The organism is Paenibacillus eucommiae (assembly GCF_017874215.1).
GTDB lineage: Bacteria > Bacillota > Bacilli > Paenibacillales > NBRC-103111 > Paenibacillus_AI > Paenibacillus_AI eucommiae.
This window is the reverse complement of the sequence record NZ_JAGGLB010000004.1, coordinates 166,203-181,977: the sequence shown is the minus strand read 5'-3', so window position 1 is coordinate 181,977 and position 15,775 is coordinate 166,203. Positions and strand designations below refer to the sequence as shown.

Here is a 15,775-nt window from a genome sequence, read left to right as displayed (position 1 = left end):
TATGGCTTATTTGCAGGCTAAAGACACCATTTCCGGTCAGGAAGGCAGAGCTTATACGACCATTAATGGAGTAGTTGAAGAAATGTTCTATGTGAAGACACTGGAAGCCACCATTGAAAAAGAAAAGGCCGAGATCAAAACGCTTGGCCGTCGGGGAACCCAGCACAAGGCTACAGGATGGAGTGGGTCAGGAAGCATGACGATCTACTACACTACGTCCAAATTCCGTAAAATGATGACAGATTATATCAGCAAAGGGAAGGACACGTATTTCGACATTACGATTGTGAATGAAGATCCAACCTCAAGCACGGGAACCCAGAGAATTATCCTGACAGGAGTGAATCTGGACAGTGTAATTATTGCCAAATTGGATACAGAAAGCGATGCTTTGGACGAGGATATCGACTTTACTTTTGAGGGCGTCGAAATTAAGGATAGTTTCAACGCACTGCAATAAGCAGCTACAATACGAGGAGGAACTTCAATCATGAGTGATTTGCAGGCGTTTTATGCACAGAATGTAGAACTGGATATGACCGAGGACATTATTATTTCTGAACGCTTCAAGGGCAAAGAGGGGAAGCCGCTTGCCTGGAAGCTGCGCAGCATGAACGAGGCGGAAAATGAGGAATGCCGGAAAGCTGCCACCAAACGGATAAAAGGTAAAAACGGCCAGCAAATTCCGGAAACCAGCGCTGAGGAATACATGGCCAAACTTGCTGTGGCCAGCGTCGTCTACCCCAACTTGAAGGATGCCGAGCTGCAGAAGTCATATGGCGTTCTTGGGGCTGAGTCCTTGCTGCGGAAGATGCTGCTTCCCGGTGAGTACAGCACGCTTGTCCAGAAGGTTCAGGAATTGAACGGCTTTGACCGGGAAATGAACGAACTGGTCGAAGAGGCAAAAAACTAATCAAGGAGGGCGATGGTGAGGCCAATTATGCTTACTATGCCCTCCACGAATTAAACATTCTTCCGCATGAGCTTATGCGAATGTCCCAGCGCGAGAGGGCCGTCATCTTTGCCATGATTAGTATCCGGGTCGAGGAAGAGAAGAAATCGCAAAGGGCGCGGAAGAAATAATTATTTCATTAAGATTAAATAAAGCTTTCCTGAAATAGCGTCCTTGAACGGACGCTTTTTATTTATTCAAGAAAGGAGAAGAATTATGGCCACAGTGAGTACCACTTTGCAGCTTTTTGATAGTTTTACAAGTACATTGACGCATGTTAATAATGCGATGGAAAAAGCAACGCAAGCTGCCGCAAAGCTAAAACAGGAGCTAAACTCCACAATGACCTTCCGTATCGACGTATCGGCTGCTTCACAGGACCTTCAGCAAATACACGATAAAATCATAACCATGACCAGATCCAGTACTGTTGTGGAATTAGATTTGAACGTTTCTCCAGCTTTGCAAGCCGTCACAAGTCTACAGGAGCAACTTGGTACAATGACAGTGAATTTGGATCTGCAGCCTCTACCTGGGGGAGGGTCAGGGGCAGAGGAAACGGGAAGCTTTTTGAGTAATCTGAAGTCGATTGCTTCTGAATATTTAACTATCGCCAACGCTCAAAAGCTGCTCGGCGCAACGATCGGCGGAGCGATGGAGCAACAAAAAATGTTGGATATGTTTATAGCACGTACTGGCGATGCCCAAATAGGCACAGCAATGTTTGATAAATTTAAACAAGATGCGCTTGCAGCCGGGCAAGATGTAAATGAAACATTGAAATCAACCATGTCTTTTTTTTCCAAGACCCAAAATACAGATCAGTTAACCAAACTCAATAGTTTTGTGTCCAGAATGAATGCCTTTGATACAGAAGGAAATGGAATCGAAGGTGCGGCCTCTGCTCTTAGGGAAGCAATGTCGGGAGATGCCGGCTCGCTCGCCGATAGCTTCGGCATTTCAAAAGCCGATATTAGCGGACTTAATATCGAAGAATTAGGTACGTCTGGAGACATGGAAGGTTTTATCCAAGCCTTCGATACACTACTTGAAAAGCAGAACATGGGTCAGGCTGCATTTGATACTATGATGGCGACACCGGCAAAGCAAATGGATATGCTGCAGAATAACTTTAGTTCTGCTATGGCGGATGCGGGAAGTGCAGCTTTACAAGCCTTAACACCTCTGATTACCATGTTAAATACTGCGTTTAAAGCAGGTAAGTTTCAGCCGTTTTTCGACAACTTAAGTATTGGTTTAAGATTGGTGGCGAATCTGTTTGTAGGTTTGGTAAATGGAGTTCTGTGGTTTTCAAATGTTGTGCAAACATATTGGCCAATTGCCGGTTCAATTCTTGCAGGTATTGCAGCGTTAATTGCTCTCATAGTTATCCCGCAACTTTGGGCAATGGTGCCGCCTCTATGGAGCGCCGCAGCCGCTTGGCTTGCTATCAACTGGCCGATCTTGCTTGTTGCAGCCGCAATAGGGATTTTAGTCTTCATCCTCTATGAATGTGGTGTAACTTTTTCTGAAGTAATCGGCTTTATTGCAGGAATGTTCATGGTGCTGATAGGCGTTCTATGGAATCAAATCGCATATATTTGGAATGTTTTCGCTAGCTTTGCAGAGTTTTTAATCAATCTATTTATTGATCCTACGTATGCCATCAAAAAATTGTTCTATGATCTTGCCATGACCTTTGGTGGTCAAGTGTATAATATGTTGCGAAGTGGAGAGGCATTTGCAGGCGGATTCATGAAAATGGTACTAGATGCAATAAACGGCATACTCAAAGGCTTTAACTGGCTAAGTCAAAAGATATATGATTTGATTGGTCTAGATATGGGGCATGTAGATATGTTTAATACAGATAATATCCACTCAATGAGTGACAAAGTCAAGGATATAATGGATCAATTGGAAAAGCCGACTAGTGTCAAGGACGTTTTTTCTATCGATCGTATGGACACTAAAAATCTGAAAAATGAGTTTGACTACGGATTCGGAAAAGGCGCAGGTTTAGTAAATGGATTAAATCAAAAACTACCTAAAGCAAAAGGTAAAGAGTTAGAGTCTGATTCAAATATGTGGAGTGCAGGAGCTGGTGCTGCGAGTACTGCTGGTGCCGCTGGTACGGCTGCAACTGACGCCATTGGTGCGGCTACGGCGGGCGTTAAGGGGAATATTCCAAACATCGACAGAGTAGGTGAAGTTGGCAGCATTAACGATTCGGTGGATATTAACAGCGAGGACTTGAAGGTCATGAGGGAGTTGACCGAAATGAAGAATGTTCAAAACTTCGTTACCTTAACGCCCACCGTCCAACTGACCACAGGGAACATCAATACGCCAACGGATGTCGATACGATTGTTACTAGAATCAAGGAAGTTATGACGCAAGAAATAACCAATTCGGCACAAGGGGTGTATGCCTAATGGCTGAAGAGCAGAAGTATAACGGTTATGAAATCTATCTAAGCTATGACAATGAATATGAGGGCTTTCGGATCCCGATCCTGCCTGAAGAAATTGAGGTAAAAGAAAGCGGGAACGGGAAGACCTACGAGATTCTCGGGCAAGGGGGAGGTACGGAAGAAACCAGAGCCGGAGAAATTAACGTGATCAAAAATCCAAGCCTGAGAGAGGTATCATTTAGCGGTATTTTTCCAGCCCTCACCTCATTATCAAATTCCTATATAGAAGTAAAACATGAAATATTTGAGCCCATGAGGTATATCCGTTTCATCCGAAGCTGGATGGCGTCTAAACGGCCTATACGCTTTATTTTTATCGGCTCCCAAACCTTATCGCAGCAGGAGCGGAATGTGACAATTACAGGGGATCTTAATTTTCCGGCATCTATCGAATCCTTCGACTGGAAGGAAGTGGCCGGCAGCCCAGGAGATATCGAATACACACTTCAGCTCAAAGAGTACGTATTTTATTCGGCGCGCAAAGCTGTTGTTAAGACGCAGCCAGACGGTGAAAAAGTAGTAGTTCAACAGCCATCTGCCCGTCTGAATGAGAAAGTGGTGCCGGACAAATATATCACGCAGCCAGGGGATACGCTGCCCCAGATTGCCATGAAGTTTTATAATCAGGACAGCTCCCGGGCAGAGGATATCCGCAAGCTTAATGGAATCAGTCAAGCAGAAGCACTGGCCAGCAGCCTGAAATCAGGCCTAGTATTAAAGCTGCCAAAGAATTAGGGGGTGTGTGCATATGCTGAAAATTGAGATCGATAACCGCGATGGCAGGTTGTGGGATATATCCGGTATTGTTTCTAGTGCGGATTATAAGACAATCCGGAACGGTGAGCCCTCGACCTTCAGTTTTACCTTAATCAAGGGAGGTCTTTACGAATATCAGGCTTTTAAATATGCTCCGGGCGATGTCATCCGTGTCACTAAAGATGGTGCTAAACTATTTTTTGGTTACATCTTCAGTATTGATAGCGGTCGCGATGAGGATGTCAGTATCACGGCTTTCGACCAGCTGAAGTATTTGCTTGCCAATGATTATTTTATCGGCATCGATATTACGGCAACGGAAGTTGTCCGCCGGATAGCGGAAAGTTTTAACTTGAAAGTCGGTGTGTTGGAGGATACTAAATACAAAATACCCAGAATGGCCGAGGACAACAGCAAGCTGCTGGATATCATTTGCACAGCGATTAATCATACGTTAATTGCTACAACGCAAATGTACATGCTTTTCGATGATTTCGGTGAGCTTTCCCTGCAGAATATCCAGAACCTAACATTGGATCTATCGCTTGGAGACCGAAGTCTTGTGTATGATTACAGTCAAAAGCGGTCGATTGAAGAATCCTCTAACAGGATAAAGCTCGTCAAGAAAAACAAGGAAAAGGGAGTCCGGGAAATCTATATTTCGCAAGACAATGCCAATATAGCCAAGTGGGGGCTGCTGCAGTTCTTTCAGGATGTCGACGAAAAAATGAATGAGGCTCAAATCGATTCGACGCTAACCAATCTGATGAAGCTGAAAAACAGGGAGCGAAGAAGCTTTCAGCTTGAAGCGATCGGGGATGTCCGGGTCAGAGCCGGACGCTACGTTTCCATTAATATTGCGGAGCTTAGTATCTCTCAATATTTCTTGGTGAATAGCTGCAGCCATAAATTTGACGGAGCAGAGCATACCATGTCCCTTGAGCTCATGGATATCCGGATAGGAGATGTGTCAGTATGAGCAGTTTTGCCAATATTATTAAGCAAGCCAGTCTGGGAGTAGTGGAGGCCGGCAAGCCCGTATGGATTCAAACTGGCACAGTGAGCAAGATCCATCCTTTGGAGGTGAGCGTTGAACAGCGTTTTACACTTCCGGAGGATTTCTTAATCGTTACCGAGCAATTGACCGAGCTTAAGCTGGTGATTGGCGGTATTGAACACACCATTCGTCGTGGCCTGGAAGTAGGGGACAAGGTGCTGCTGCTGCGTATGCAAGGCGGGCTTGATTATATTATTTTAGATCGGATGGTGAGCACATGATACCGCAAGGAGGCATCTCAGGTGATGCGCAGGATCTCGAATTGGCACAGCAGTCCAGCCGCACTTACAGAATCAATCCTCTAACGAAGCGTGTTGGCGGAATGATAGACGGTCTGGAAGCGGTGAAGCAGGCTGTGTATAAAATCCTTCAGACAGAACGTTATGCGCATATCATCTACAGCACGGATTATGGCAGCCAGCTCAGCACCGCTCCCGGCACCAGCCCAGCCTATGTTCAAATGGAACTGGGCCGAAAAATACGTGACGCTCTGATCCAGGATGACCGGATAACGGATGTACAGGATATGCAGATTAGGATTAACGGGGATGAAGCATTAGCTTCATTCATCGTTAATTCCGAATATGGAAATTTTCAAGTGACGGAAGAGGTGAGTTGATTGTATGAAAATCAAACGTTTGATACCATTCTACAGCGTATGCTGGAGCGCATACCGGACACTGTAGATAAGCGCGAAGGCAGCGTTATCTTCGATGCTCTGGCCCCTGCGGCTGTGGAGCTGACGCAAATGTATTTCGAGCTAAGTACTATACTTAGCCTTAGTTTTGGGGAAACGACAAGCGGCATATACTTGGATCTCCGGGCAGCGGATCGGGGACTAACGCGCAAGGCCGCTTCTCCGGCCCAGCGGCTGGGCGTCTTTTATGGAGTCAATGATACACCGCTAGACGTGCCGATCGGGAGCCGATATGGCATATCGGGCGTGAATTATGCCGCCGTCAGCCGGATATCTCCGGGCAATTTCGCTTTGGTAGCCGAGACTTCGGGCACAGTAGGAAATCTGCACTTTGGAGCGCTGCTTCCCATAGATTATATCCCTGGCTTAAGTCGAGCTGAGATTGCGGATATCCGCATCCCCGGGACCGATACGGAGACGGATGAAGCATTACGTGAGCGTTACCTTACGAAAGTGCGTGAGCCTTCCACCAGCGGAAATGCCGCACATTATCGGCAATGGGCCCTGGAGGTTCCAGGGGTAGGAGCGGCGAAGGTAATTCCACTTTGGGATGGACCAGGAACAGTAAAGGTCACTATTGTAGATATTGAGCGGCATCCGGCAACGCCTGCACTTCTCGCTGAAGTTGTGGATTACATCGCTGAGGTAAGCCCCATAGGGGCTGACGTGACGGTTGTATCTGCGGAAGGCTTCCCGATTAATATTAACGCTACAGTAACGCTTGCAACAGGCTACACATTGCCAAATGTACAAGCGGCTTTCAAGCAGGCTGTAGATGACTACATGAAGGCGACGGCGTTTGAGCTGACATACGTAAGTTATGCACGCATTGGGACTCTACTGTTGGGTACTACCGGTGTTATTGACTATAGTAGTCTCACCGTTAATGGCGGCACTGTGAATGTGGCGATACAAGATGACTACGTGCCGATGACAGGCACATTAGTACTGGGGGTGTAAGGTGTGAGCTCAGTTGATTTAATGCCATACCTCCCAGCCTATTATCATGAGATTGTTGAGTTTAAAGAGCTCTTGTCTACTCAGGGGGAAGAGCTGGGAGACCTCTGGTATGACTCTAATTCTCTATTGGAGCAGATGAGTATCTCTACTGCTACGTGGGGGCTTGCCAAATGGGAGTCTGAATTAGGGCTGGCTATAGACATTAACAAGCCTATCGATCAGCGGCGGTCCGTTATCAGATCACGCTTGCGTGGGGTTGGAACTGTCAACAAGGCACTGATAAAAAGCGTGGCCGAATCGTATGCTAATGGTGAGGTAGAAGTTATCGAATATACCAAAAACCTGCTACCGCCGCTTTCTCAATGGGTGGTGGCTTCTGGCATAACGGTTATTGAGCCTTATACGGCAACAATCAATGCGGTAAACGGTACCGACCGGATTGCGTATGTGGATGTTACGGTTGGCAAAAACATCGACTACTATTTTAACCTGATCGCGCCACAAAACTCGGTTATGGGTATAGGGCTGCTGCGCGAGATAGCTTTCAGCGTGACCAACGTTGCCGGGAATGTGGTGTTCATTCCTTTTAATGGTACTGTCGGGACTTTCAATACCGGGAACGTTGATAAAATCCGGATTAGCATTAAAAATGCGCCGGGCTTCACAGGGCCAACACGGTTTTCAAACCCTCAGATTGGGCGTGGTACTTTTGTCGATCCATTTTCCCCGCGCAAGATTTACACTGTCGGTATTCGATTTGTTAGCACACTTGGGATTCCAGAAAATCTGGCAGATATAAAAAAAGCCATACGTGATATAGTGCCGGCTCATCTGGCCGTTGAGTACTTATTTAGCTATGTCACCTTTGGCATGTTGAGTGAAATTTTTAACACATTCGGGGACATTGAAACTGTCGGAATAACCTTTGGCCAAATAGAAACGTACGGAGGGGGAGTGTAAGAGTATGTCAATCAAACAAACAATTTCTTCCGCGATTAATGGTGATGCTAACGCGGTTAAAGCGATTGTGAATGAAGCAACCAACGGCATGAAGGCTGTACCCGTTGAGATTGTTATAAAGAGAACGGACGATTCTACCTTTGACCAAACCAACGCTGGTAATGGGGTTCCTGTTGTTGTAACAGGCACCAGCGTCACGCAGGCACCAGTTACTGGATCAAAGACGGTATCGACGACAGCAGCCGAAGTATTCGCTGGTGCGAGCAGGAAGGCCGGGCGCTATTCCATGGCAGTATACAACGAATCCAGCGTGATTGTGTATTGGGGAGCTGCAGGTGTAACTGTGGCAAACGGATTCCCGATTATGCCACAGGACAGTGTGGCGATTGCTTTTGATGTTAAAGTTGCGACGCCTATCTTTTGCATTTCAACATCAAGCGCATCCGTGAAGGTGGTGGAATTGGCATGACTTACACTATCATAGTGACCCAAGTTGACGAGTACCTTTTTGATGCTGTTGTAAAAGTGATGGAGGGCGAAACCTTGCTCTTGGAAGGTGAGACATCCGTAGGCTGCGAGACAGAAACTGAGGCTTATGAGTATGCCGAGAAGGTGTTCTTGCCTGACCTGCGGCGTAACTATCCGCGGCTCATTGGGGATTTAGTATTTCCGTGGGAGGTAGCGGATGATGATCCAATTGAAGCCGAGTAATTCCTGTAACGTTAGCTACGATTACAACTTTCAACGCGCGAGTACGGCTTATGATTCGAAGGGTCGAATCAGCAAGGTAAACAGGCCCCGTTTTGAGCAGGGCAAGTTTGGTAATGGTGTTTATATTGAAGAGGGTACGAATAACCTAATTCCACCCAGCGTGCAGGAGTTTGCTGGGTGGTCGAGGAACGCAGGGTCTACCTCCACCGTAACGACAGATATAGAGATGCCTGAATGGGGTACTACACGAGCCTCAAGAGTACAGGTTACGGGCGGAACTAGTATAGTAAAGTTTTATCGCGGAGTAATAGACTCAGCGCCAGCGGCAGGCGAAGTGTACAGCGCTAGCGTTAAGGTTAAGAACATAGGAACTAAGGCTATGGCAGTAAACTCTAATTTAGGGTCTAGAAATGTTGTGATACAGCCAGGGGAAGTTGCTTACGTTACGCTAGAAAACTGTGTGGGTAATGGATCTACGTTTATGCAGATACAGTTTAGAACTATGGACGTCGAGGACTCTCTAGATTTCATAGCTTACCAACCGCAAGCGGAGCTAAAGGCTTACAGTACCTCATTTACAACAGATACCAGGAATACAGAAACGTTACGTATATCTCAATCTGCTGGACTGGAGGAGGGGAAGCCATTTTCTATAGAACTATGGGCTAAGATAGATAAGACACAAACTAGCACGTACCACATGCTTCTAGGATCATGGACTAAGTTCTACCTTGCCATGTTCGGAAACTCGCCCGTACTGTCCTGGACGGATAGCGACAATGTACAGAAGTCAGCGTCGGGAACGGCTATAGCTAACCCAACAGATTGGCACCACTGGGCGCTCGTGCATGACGGATTAAACGCTATTGTATACGTGGACGGTGTAGCTAGGGTAACAACACCCACAGCCTTACCGAGAATGTTTAATAGTGCGGGAATTCATATAGGTTCTTTATCGCTCACGGGAACTACCTACCAGTTCAATGGTTTATTCGACGACTTACGCATATCCAACAAAGCCCGGACAGCCGCGGAAGTCCTTTCCTTGTATCAATCGAACACTCCAGCACCTGCGGATGCGAACACAACGTACAAGCAGGATTTTAACGGCTCGTGGTGTCCACATGGTAAGGGGCGGTATCTCACGAAAGGTAACTTTTCCCGTTCGTCGCTGGCATGGCAAGATGGGCAACTCGTATTGCCGAATGTGCCACGCTTGGAAACTGGGAAGTTTGGGAACGGGATAATGATCGAAGAGGGGACGACGAATTCATGGAATAACGGCGGATGGATGGACGGATCACTAACAGGTTGGACATCTTACAGCGCGGCTGGGGGAAGTGGAACACGGCAAGTTGTTGATGACCTGAATTACACGCGTGCCATGGAATTATCGAAATTGGATGGCAGTACGGCAAACGCCGGGAGATTCGGATTAAGCCAGTCCTCGACGTGGTCTTCGGTAGGGGCTACTCTAACAGATACTCTATACTTTAAAGTAATCAGCGCCTCTGCTGGAGCTAGATTAACGATGTATAGTGATTATAGGTTAGTTGACGGATCTAATTATTTTGGATCAGGGTTTGATGTAGATTTGACTACTCTTAGCGTGACAAAGGCTATGGGCACAGTGCAGCTTACTGCCGAATCTGATGGTTGGTACAAAATAGTGTTTACAACTGCCAGTGCGTCAGTCTCTTACGGCCCCTCATATATATGGATTTCAAGTAATAACGCTGTTGTTAGACTAGCGCGTACTCAAAAAGAAGCTAAGACGTACGCAACGTCCTTTACGCCTGATACTCGCATTAACGAGTCCCTAACTATACAGACGGCGGGTGTACTAAATCCAGCAGAAGGGCAAATTGACGTTTGGGTGTGTGTTAACGCCATGGCACGAAGGTTTGAGGGGAACTACAATCGTATTTTCTCTGTAAATAGTTCAACCGGAGCAACAGGTATAACATTGCTGCATAGGCCCGATAATGCTACTTGGCAGATACAAACACGTGGAGACGATGGGAGCAGCACCCTTATGTCGACAGCCAGCGACTCACTCACTCCAGATGGCTGGCACTTATTTTCAGTTAAGTGGTCAAGTGCGGAAGCCGTACTGTTAATAGACGGGATACGTCGAGCTTTTGCAGTTGATCCGAAATTGCCCAGTGCGTTCGTTCCGACACTGAGCATTGGAAGCAGTTATACGAGCGGCATTTCCTACCTTAATACGATTTTTGATGACATTCGCATATCATCACGCGCCCGAACTGACGCGGAGATTCTAGCAGCTTACCAAGCCAACGCGCCACTATCCGTGGATGCCGATACAACGTATAAGATGGATTTTGATACAGATGTGACGGTGTACAAGCGGAAAGCGAATAGGGTCTGATAAGCATACACTAATCCAATAAAGTTAATTGGAGAGGTGAACGATTTGAAGCGAAAATTACCGGTAGTTCCGTTAAAGAGAATTAGAGAAACTGCTACTTATAAGAAAATGACCATTACGGTACCAGATGCGCCTGTGAGTGAGGTGTTGCCGACATCGATGATATTTTATGTGGATACCCGGTTTACAACGATTCAAACAAACAGAATTAGAAGTCTTATCGTACAGGCACTAGGACAATGGAGAACTCACTTCGAGCAATTAGAAGAGAGTGGTTATTCTAATTATCAAGGTTGTGTCAACAGATATGCTCGATTCAACTTGGCACCTGTTGGTTTGATGAGAAGCTTGCTAATGGAGCAGTAGCAGCGGCCGTTCAAATGGATGGACTTACTACCATGATTGCTGCTAATGGTTTTGGCAGGGCGTCAAAAGCGTATGTAATGAATAAAGTAGCAAATGGAAAAGATTTATTTGTAGTAAAAGCAACAAACGCCTCTGATCCAGAAAGAAATTCCTTAAGTGTTACCATTAACCCGAAGGCTTTAGATAATACAAATGTAAATAACTTGACATTAACCGGCTCTTTAACTCATGCTTGGCTTCATCGGGAAGGTTATCGTCATCCAGTAGGAAAGTTTACAAGTAAAGTTTACAAGTTATTTTGCAGGTGAAGCTAGTATGTGTCTTATGAGAGGTAACCAAAATAAAGCTCCAGAAACAGCCCGATAGCGTATATACGAGATATTTAGATTAATCTAAAGAAACATGAACGGGGTCGGGGTGAGAATCATTCACTCCGTTCTTTTTGTTTGCAAAAATAAGAAAGGACGTGTCTAGATGATCACACTTCCAAATGGCATCAAAAAAATTGAAGCAAATGACAATGCGACGGTTGAAAATTTCAATGCGAATGCCGACGTGCTCAACACGAAATTCGATGGAACAGCGGGGCATAAGCATTCTGGGGCAGCTGGAGAGGGGGCGAAGATAGATCACGTCAATCTGCTCAATAAAGGAACAAACACACATGCTCAGATCGATGCTCACATTGGAGCTGGAGGAACGGCACATCCGGTAGCTACAACAGCAGCGGCAGGGTTTCAATCAGCAGCAGACAAAGCGAAATTAGATGGCATATCAGCTGGGGCAACCAACTATGTACATCCCGCAACACATCCACCTGGTATTATTGCCCAAGATGCCAGCAACCGTTTTGTGACGGATGCTGAGAAGACGACTTGGAATGCGAAGGCTCCGCTGGAATCACCAGCATTTACGGGCGTATCTACAGCTCCTACACCTGCATTAGGAGTAAACAATACCCAGATTGCGACAACAGCTTTTGTGCAACAGGAAATATCAGCTGATTTAGCCACGGTGACACCACTAATGGATGGCGTGGGAGCTGTCGGAACTTCAACCAAGCTCGCCCGGGAAGACCACGTGCATCCTACAGATACGTCTAGAGCTTCACTGGTTAGCCCGGTATTCTCAGGTACTCCATTCGCTCCAAAGGCTGCCTTTGGTACTAATACTAATCAGATAGCGTCCATGGCAGCTGTCCAAGACGCTGTTTCCCCAAAGGTAAATAAGGCCGGGGATACCATGACAGGGGCTCTGACTTTGCCAGCGAATCCAACAGCCAACCTTCATGCTGCGACAAAACAGTATGTGGATGCCGTGGATACTACTGCGGTAAAGTCCAATAACATGTACTGGCCTGGAAACAATGCTAATACATGCACTAAGTCTGGAGTCTATTATTTCGGAGCCGGATCTACAGGTACTCCTAATGGTGACTGGTGTACTCTAGAGGTACTTAATGCTGGAGATACCACCCGAGTCGTTCAGATCGCTAACGTATGGAACCTAAGCGTGGATCTATGGACTAGAAGGTATAATGCGGCAGATGGATGGACTCCATGGGCTAAGATACTAACCACTAATAATACCGTTAATACTAGATTAACTAATGGGATGTTCGAATATTTCAGCACCCCCGAAGGAGCGTGGAGATCAGTGGGAATGCCTACGATGGTAGCAAGTAATAACGTTAGGGTGTCTCAGCCTGCGGAGGTTTCATTTCCAGTACAGACCGGGGGGTATTACCTGGTGGCGAAAATCGTTCCAGAAGGAACTGGAGAGGTTATACTTTCTTATGAATGTAAGGTTAATCCAGGGGGATCGTTTCAAATGGCGATTGCTAACACATATTCTGACTATAACTTTGGCGGAAATTTTATAAGATGGTTCCCTAGGTTCGAGGGAGCCCCATCCAGGTGGAACCTTGACTGGAGGCTTCCCGTAGGATCTAATATTTCTACTAATATTCCTTCAGTACTTATAGGGGGATCTAATGGTAGTACCTCCTACTTAGCGAATACTCAGTTTATCTCGGTAAATTCCAAGGAACCTATATACATTATAGGATGGTCAGCATCGGTGGCAGGTACTTTTTACATCAGAAATTTAACCTTAAAATACGACCTTATGTAGAGGAGCGGTATCATGTATACATTATTTTTACGCGGAGATGTAGTAGTGGCTGTAAAAAAGAATGCCACCCCCGAAGATTTAACCCCTTACTCCCCTATGGAATATGTTACCCTGGGAAGCTTACCTGAAGGGTTAGAGGGTAACGTAGGAAAGGTAACATGGGATGAGGAAACGAAGACCGTAACCCCGTTACCACCTCCGCCTGATCCGGGACCTACTCTGGAGGATAAGATAGCCGTCCTTGAAGAAGAAAACATAAATCTCATGCTGGCAATAACAGAACTTTATGAACTTATGATTGGTGGTAATTGACCATGGCACAAATCTACTTCAAACTTATAGTAGCCGGCAGGAAGACAATCCAAGAAGTGCCGGAGAATTTACGGGCAGATGTACAAACGCTTCTTGATAATAGCAATGCTTAGCAAAGCCCTGATAAGGCTTCTTTTTTGGTTGTTGAGAAGAGATGATACCGTGGTTACTGTATACGTAGCTTTAATCGTAAGGAGCTATAAAATATTTGCTAAGTTGCCTGTAACTCAAAGCCAGCTGTAGAAGCTGAACTCACTGTTATGGAACTTGGTACAGACTGTAAGCCACCACAACCAGCAGCATAGTAACACAGCCCCGTTAACAGCGGGGCTTAATATATTTTCATAGGGAGGGGGGCAAATCATGACAGAACTAGTAAGCGGAGAAGTATTAGGAAGGCTTGAAAATGTAGAGAAACAAATAGCCGCATTATCTGGCGAAATGTTGCTGCTAAACACAGAGACGCTGAAGCACGAACAGCAGCTTAAAATATTGGAAGAAAGCAGATATCGGCATCAAGAAGAAATGAGTAGACTCAGTGCCAATCAAGAAGTAATGAAATCTTCCGTTGCTCAAATACTTAGCCGTTTTGATTCATTCGAAAGCAAGGTGTTTGACTTGTTGAGGCAAATGCAAACAGACAGTGCATCCGAAAGAACGAACAGCCAAAAAGAATGGATGACATTTGTAAAATATGTGCTTGGCGGGACGATTATTGCAGTAGTATATCAACTATTTTCGAAAGGTGGATAAAAACTGATGGAACTTATACAGCCCTATATCACAGGTATTGTACAGGCCGTTATTGGACTGTTGGCAACTTTTCTTATAGCAGGCTTATTCGCAGTCAAGAAAAATCTTGAAGCATGGGTAGAAAGCCGTACGTCGAAAGAACAAAGAGAGCTATTGCACAAGATTGCTTCTGAGGGGTTTGCACTTGCTGAACAGACGTTCAAGCAGCTTGGAGGGGAACAGAAACTCAGTTCTGCTCAGGACTATGTAATTAGAAGGCTCAATGCTGCGGGTATTCAATTTACAGCCATGGAAATTCGAGCAGCAATTGAAAAGGCAGTTCTGGATTACAAAGCTTTACGGCAGCCGAATGAGAGGGCAGATAATGAATCCATTTGATGGTTACCGAATTAGCAGCCCATACGGTCCTCGAAAAGACCCGTTCACTGGCCAGCCAGTGCACCATACCGGCATCGATCTGGTCAAATTCCATCAGGCTCCGATTTATGCATTTATGCCTGGAATGGTTGTGCATGCGAGAGAAGGCTTGGTCGGCACCGGGTTTGGTGGCTTTGGCAATGTTGTTGCTATCAAAGACAGCTGTGGAGCGATACAATTTTATGCGCATCTGGATAGTACTGCAGTCAAAGTAGGGCAGCAGATAATGGCAGGCCAAATGATAGGCAGACAAGGTACTACGGGGCGCAGTACAGGTTCGCATCTGCATTTTGAGGTGCGGTTAAAATCAACTCCTAGTTATGGATATGGTACGGACACAAATCCTGGAGTCTATCTGGAGCGATTCATGCCGAATGTTAAGGAACTTGGGAAGGTTGAGGGGGCGAAAATAAATATGGATAAAAAAGATGCCGACAAGATCATTTTATTTTTAAGCGCTGCTTATGGAGCGACTGCAAGTAAAGATGCACAGGCTGAGTTTCATAGACTGGCGAATGAACTACGGAAGGCATCCGGTCAGGCGGTTCAATAGGCAAGGGGACTTTTCCCAGACCTTTTGACAATCATCGTGCCGCCGTTTAAGGCATGTAATTGACTACGTCCGAAATCATTATTAAGGAGTCGGAAGGAAGAGGATACATTATTGATTTCCTTGAGCGGGTCTTATTGTTGAAAAAATGTGAAGTGAATTGTTACCGAATTTGTTATGCACTATTACAAGAAGAATCATTAGCGTTGGAGGCAGCTCTTAAAGCTAGCTATTCTTTGTATACAGTGACGATTCTTTTTTAAGCAAGATTTGCTCTGCCAGAAA

20 protein-coding genes are annotated in these 15,775 nt (G+C 45.8%); all 20 read left to right on the top strand.

Features of this window, described 5'->3' with window-relative positions; all coding sequences use genetic code 11:
- Nucleotide 1 precedes the first annotated feature (1 nt).
- The 20 genes from J2Z66_RS08690 (at nt 2) to J2Z66_RS43375 (ending at nt 15,493) form a co-directional block, all read left to right on the top strand.
- The gene (locus J2Z66_RS08690; RefSeq protein WP_209970999.1) at nt 2–460 is read left to right on the top strand and encodes a phage tail tube protein; all 459 of its coding nucleotides are present in this window, start codon (nt 2–4) and stop codon (nt 458–460) included.
- A gap of 30 nt (nt 461–490) precedes the next feature.
- Complete coding sequence (locus J2Z66_RS08685) at nt 491–913, top strand: phage tail assembly chaperone (protein WP_209970998.1); 423 nt, start codon at nt 491–493, stop codon at nt 911–913.
- Nucleotides 914–1,168: 255 nt separating this feature from the next.
- The gene (locus J2Z66_RS08680) at nt 1,169–3,388 is read left to right on the top strand and encodes a phage tail tape measure protein (protein WP_209970997.1); all 2,220 of its coding nucleotides are present in this window, start codon (nt 1,169–1,171) and stop codon (nt 3,386–3,388) included.
- Nucleotides 3,388–4,161 carry a LysM peptidoglycan-binding domain-containing protein gene (locus J2Z66_RS08675; protein ID WP_209970996.1) on the top strand — a complete coding sequence of 258 codons (774 nt, stop codon included), beginning with the start codon at nt 3,388–3,390 and terminating at the stop codon, nt 4,159–4,161. The genes J2Z66_RS08680 and J2Z66_RS08675 overlap by 1 nt, the downstream gene beginning before the upstream one ends.
- Before the next feature lie 13 nt (nt 4,162–4,174).
- A complete protein-coding gene (locus tag J2Z66_RS08670) occupies nt 4,175–5,161 on the top strand; it encodes an XkdQ/YqbQ family protein (protein WP_209970995.1) in 987 nt (328 codons plus the stop codon).
- Nucleotides 5,158–5,460, top strand: a complete 303-nt coding sequence (locus J2Z66_RS08665) for a DUF2577 domain-containing protein (RefSeq protein ID WP_209970994.1) — start codon at nt 5,158–5,160, stop codon at nt 5,458–5,460. The genes J2Z66_RS08670 and J2Z66_RS08665 overlap by 4 nt, the downstream gene beginning before the upstream one ends.
- The gene (locus tag J2Z66_RS08660; RefSeq protein WP_209970993.1) at nt 5,457–5,858 is read left to right on the top strand and encodes a DUF2634 domain-containing protein; all 402 of its coding nucleotides are present in this window, start codon (nt 5,457–5,459) and stop codon (nt 5,856–5,858) included. Before J2Z66_RS08665 ends, J2Z66_RS08660 begins: the two co-directional genes overlap by 4 nt.
- Nucleotides 5,859–6,896 carry a baseplate J/gp47 family protein gene (locus J2Z66_RS08655; protein ID WP_209970992.1) on the top strand — a complete coding sequence of 346 codons (1,038 nt, stop codon included), beginning with the start codon at nt 5,859–5,861 and terminating at the stop codon, nt 6,894–6,896.
- A gap of 3 nt (nt 6,897–6,899) precedes the next feature.
- Nucleotides 6,900–7,856: a putative phage tail protein gene (locus J2Z66_RS42505; RefSeq protein ID WP_312894455.1), complete on the top strand. Its 957-nt coding sequence runs from the start codon at nt 6,900–6,902 to the stop codon at nt 7,854–7,856.
- Nucleotides 7,857–7,860: 4 nt separating this feature from the next.
- Nucleotides 7,861–8,325, top strand: coding sequence for a hypothetical protein (locus J2Z66_RS08645; RefSeq protein WP_209970991.1), 465 nt, complete (start codon nt 7,861–7,863; stop codon nt 8,323–8,325).
- On the top strand, nt 8,322–8,567 hold the full coding sequence (locus J2Z66_RS08640; RefSeq protein ID WP_209970990.1) for a hypothetical protein: 246 nt from the start codon (nt 8,322–8,324) through the stop codon (nt 8,565–8,567). Before J2Z66_RS08645 ends, J2Z66_RS08640 begins: the two co-directional genes overlap by 4 nt.
- Entirely contained in the window at nt 8,542–10,959 is a 2,418-nt protein-coding gene (locus tag J2Z66_RS08635) for a LamG domain-containing protein (protein WP_209970989.1), read from the top strand. The genes J2Z66_RS08640 and J2Z66_RS08635 overlap by 26 nt, the downstream gene beginning before the upstream one ends.
- 45 nt (nt 10,960–11,004) lie before the next feature.
- Nucleotides 11,005–11,325, top strand: coding sequence for a hypothetical protein (locus tag J2Z66_RS08630; protein ID WP_209970988.1), 321 nt, complete (start codon nt 11,005–11,007; stop codon nt 11,323–11,325).
- Nucleotides 11,326–11,339: 14 nt separating this feature from the next.
- Complete coding sequence (locus tag J2Z66_RS08625; RefSeq protein ID WP_209970987.1) at nt 11,340–11,633, top strand: hypothetical protein; 294 nt, start codon at nt 11,340–11,342, stop codon at nt 11,631–11,633.
- A gap of 166 nt (nt 11,634–11,799) precedes the next feature.
- Nucleotides 11,800–13,458: a pyocin knob domain-containing protein gene (locus J2Z66_RS08620; RefSeq protein ID WP_209970986.1), complete on the top strand. Its 1,659-nt coding sequence runs from the start codon at nt 11,800–11,802 to the stop codon at nt 13,456–13,458.
- 12 nt (nt 13,459–13,470) lie between these two features.
- Entirely contained in the window at nt 13,471–13,770 is a 300-nt protein-coding gene (locus tag J2Z66_RS08615) for a hypothetical protein (protein WP_209970985.1), read from the top strand.
- A gap of 2 nt (nt 13,771–13,772) precedes the next feature.
- Nucleotides 13,773–13,883, top strand: a complete 111-nt coding sequence (locus J2Z66_RS43380; protein ID WP_281068812.1) for a CD1375 family protein — start codon at nt 13,773–13,775, stop codon at nt 13,881–13,883.
- A gap of 250 nt (nt 13,884–14,133) precedes the next feature.
- The gene (locus J2Z66_RS08610) at nt 14,134–14,523 is read left to right on the top strand and encodes a hypothetical protein (protein ID WP_209970984.1); all 390 of its coding nucleotides are present in this window, start codon (nt 14,134–14,136) and stop codon (nt 14,521–14,523) included.
- A 6-nt stretch (nt 14,524–14,529) separates the two neighbouring features.
- Nucleotides 14,530–14,901, top strand: a complete 372-nt coding sequence (locus tag J2Z66_RS08605) for a phage holin, LLH family (protein ID WP_209970983.1) — start codon at nt 14,530–14,532, stop codon at nt 14,899–14,901.
- On the top strand, nt 14,888–15,493 hold the full coding sequence (locus tag J2Z66_RS43375) for a M23 family metallopeptidase (protein WP_281068811.1): 606 nt from the start codon (nt 14,888–14,890) through the stop codon (nt 15,491–15,493). Before J2Z66_RS08605 ends, J2Z66_RS43375 begins: the two co-directional genes overlap by 14 nt.
- Nucleotides 15,494–15,775: the final 282 nt, after the last annotated feature.

Excerpts from the sequence above, each read along its gene's own strand:
- J2Z66_RS08690 (WP_209970999.1), top strand. The coding sequence starts at position 2 with ATGGCTTATTTGCAGGCTAAAGACACCATTTCCGGTCAGGAAGGCAGA.
- J2Z66_RS08685 (WP_209970998.1), top strand. The coding sequence starts at position 491 with ATGAGTGATTTGCAGGCGTTTTATGCACAGAATGTAGAACTGGATATG.
- J2Z66_RS08680 (WP_209970997.1), top strand. The coding sequence starts at position 1,169 with ATGGCCACAGTGAGTACCACTTTGCAGCTTTTTGATAGTTTTACAAGT.
- J2Z66_RS08675 (WP_209970996.1), top strand. The coding sequence starts at position 3,388 with ATGGCTGAAGAGCAGAAGTATAACGGTTATGAAATCTATCTAAGCTAT.
- J2Z66_RS08670 (WP_209970995.1), top strand. The coding sequence starts at position 4,175 with ATGCTGAAAATTGAGATCGATAACCGCGATGGCAGGTTGTGGGATATA.
- J2Z66_RS08665 (WP_209970994.1), top strand. The coding sequence starts at position 5,158 with ATGAGCAGTTTTGCCAATATTATTAAGCAAGCCAGTCTGGGAGTAGTG.
- J2Z66_RS08660 (WP_209970993.1), top strand. The coding sequence starts at position 5,457 with ATGATACCGCAAGGAGGCATCTCAGGTGATGCGCAGGATCTCGAATTG.
- J2Z66_RS08645 (WP_209970991.1), top strand. The coding sequence starts at position 7,861 with ATGTCAATCAAACAAACAATTTCTTCCGCGATTAATGGTGATGCTAAC.
- J2Z66_RS08640 (WP_209970990.1), top strand. The coding sequence starts at position 8,322 with ATGACTTACACTATCATAGTGACCCAAGTTGACGAGTACCTTTTTGAT.
- J2Z66_RS08635 (WP_209970989.1), top strand. The coding sequence starts at position 8,542 with ATGATGATCCAATTGAAGCCGAGTAATTCCTGTAACGTTAGCTACGAT.
- J2Z66_RS08625 (WP_209970987.1), top strand. The coding sequence starts at position 11,340 with ATGGATGGACTTACTACCATGATTGCTGCTAATGGTTTTGGCAGGGCG.
- J2Z66_RS08620 (WP_209970986.1), top strand. The coding sequence starts at position 11,800 with ATGATCACACTTCCAAATGGCATCAAAAAAATTGAAGCAAATGACAAT.
- J2Z66_RS08615 (WP_209970985.1), top strand. The coding sequence starts at position 13,471 with ATGTATACATTATTTTTACGCGGAGATGTAGTAGTGGCTGTAAAAAAG.
- J2Z66_RS43380 (WP_281068812.1), top strand. The coding sequence starts at position 13,773 with ATGGCACAAATCTACTTCAAACTTATAGTAGCCGGCAGGAAGACAATC.
- J2Z66_RS08610 (WP_209970984.1), top strand. The coding sequence starts at position 14,134 with ATGACAGAACTAGTAAGCGGAGAAGTATTAGGAAGGCTTGAAAATGTA.
- J2Z66_RS08605 (WP_209970983.1), top strand. The coding sequence starts at position 14,530 with ATGGAACTTATACAGCCCTATATCACAGGTATTGTACAGGCCGTTATT.
- J2Z66_RS43375 (WP_281068811.1), top strand. The coding sequence starts at position 14,888 with ATGAATCCATTTGATGGTTACCGAATTAGCAGCCCATACGGTCCTCGA.